This is a genomic window from Streptomyces aureus (assembly GCF_001418135.1).
In the GTDB taxonomy this organism is placed as follows: Bacteria; Actinomycetota; Actinomycetes; order Streptomycetales; family Streptomycetaceae; genus Streptomyces; species Streptomyces aureus_A.
In genome coordinates this window covers 1-1770 of record NZ_LIPQ01000682.1, presented here as the reverse complement: position 1 = coordinate 1770, position 1770 = coordinate 1, and the positions used below count along the sequence as shown (strand labels likewise).

Here is a 1770-nt window from a genome sequence, read left to right as displayed (position 1 = left end):
GAGGAGGACGGACTTGCCGCCGCCGTTCTCCAGGAAGAGCACACCCGCGGCGGCGGCAAGTCCGTCCTCCTCAAGCTGATCTTCTCGGTCATGCTCCCTGGCCACCGCAACACCCTGGGCGGCGCCAGCTCCGGTGTGCTGCGCAAGTTCCTCCTCGCCGACGACTGCGGGCACGTCGCCCTGGAGTGGCAGCACACCCTCACCGGTGAACTGGTCGTCGTCGGCAAGGCCAGCGAGTGGCGCGGCCGGCAGGTCTCCTCCGACCCGCGGAAGTTCGCCGAGGCCTGGTACTCGTTCCGCCCCGGCCCGGGACTCAGCCTGGACAACCTCCCCGTCGCCGAGGCGACGTCCGTCCGCGCGCCCGTCGAGGGCGCCTCCGGCGCCACCGGCCGCCGCCGCACCATGAAGGGCTTCCGCGACGCGATCACGGAGGCGGGCAAGGCGTACCCGCACCTGGAGGTCTACTGGGAGGAGATCCACGACCGCTGGAACGAGCACCTCGGCGAGCTCGGACTCGACCCGGAACTCTTCCGCTACCAGCGCGAGATGAACGCCGACGAGGGCGAGGCCGCCGGCCTCTTCGCGGTCAAGAAGGACTCCGACTTCACCGACCTGCTGCTGCGGGCCGTCACCGACACCCGGGACACCGACGGTCTCGCCGACCTCGTCGGAGGCTTCGGCAACAAGCTCGGCCGCCGCGCCGAGCTCACCGCCGAGCGCGAGTTCACGGCCGGTTCCGTGGACCTCCTCACCCGGATCGTCGAGGCCGCCGGAACCCGCTCCACCGCGCGCGACATCCACACGGCGGCCGAGCGCCGCACCCGTACCCTGGCCCGCCGGCTCTCCGCCCGCGCCGCCGTGGAACGCGCGCGTGGAGCCGAACTCGCCCAGCAGGTCACCTCCGCCGGACACGCCGTCGCCGAGGCCGAGACCGCGCGCGGGCGCGCCGCCCTCATCGCCGCCGAACTCGCCTACCGGCACGCCTCACTGGCACTGACCGCCGCCGAGAAGGGCGCCGCGTCCCAGCGCCGCGAACTCACCGACGCCCGCACCGTGCACTCCGCCTGGCAGGCGGCCGAGGTCGTCCTCCGCCACCGCGCCGCCGGCGACCGCTCCGCGCGCGTGGCCGCCGCCATCCGCGAGGCCGAGCGGGACGCCGCACCGGCCCTCGCGGCCCGCGCCGAGGCAGCCGCCGACCTCGTACGGGCCCTCTCGGCCGCCGCCGAGGAGGGCGAGCGCCACGCCGCCGAGGAGGAGGAACGCTCCACCGCCCTCCAGGAAGCCGGCGAGACCGCCCACCGCGACGCCACGGCCGCCGCGACCGAGGCCCAGCGGGCCCGCAGCGAGGCCGGGCACCTGCGCCAGCGTCTCGCCGAGGTCGAGCAGGAGACCGCCGAGGCCGTACGGGCCGGCTGGCTCGACGACACCGCGCCCGACGCCGACCCCGCCCGCGCCGCGCTCGCCGCGAGCGACGCCGAGAAGACGACGGTCGCCGCCTGGGACGCCGCGCGCGAGGCCGCCCGCACGGCAGCGGACCGCGCGCGTGAGGCCGCCGGGGCCGAGGCCCGCGCCGAACTCGCCGCGGCCCGCGCCGCGGACGCCGCCGAGGCCGCCGGGAACGCCTACGACGCGGAGCGCCGCGCCGCCGAATCGCTCGCCGGCGAGCGGCGACTTGCCGAACTCCTGAGCCTCCCCGCCACCGGCGCGCCCCTCCCGGCCGCCGGCTCGCCCCTGCCCGGTCAGCGCGCCGCGACCCCCGCCGCCGACACC

At 76.9% G+C, this 1770-nt stretch carries 1 pseudogene; it reads left to right on the top strand.

Annotation, left to right across the window (positions count from 1 at the left end):
• Positions 1 to 90: 90 nt before the first annotated feature.
• Positions 91 to 1770, top strand: a pseudogene (locus tag AOK00_RS36090) (hypothetical protein); the annotation flags it as partial.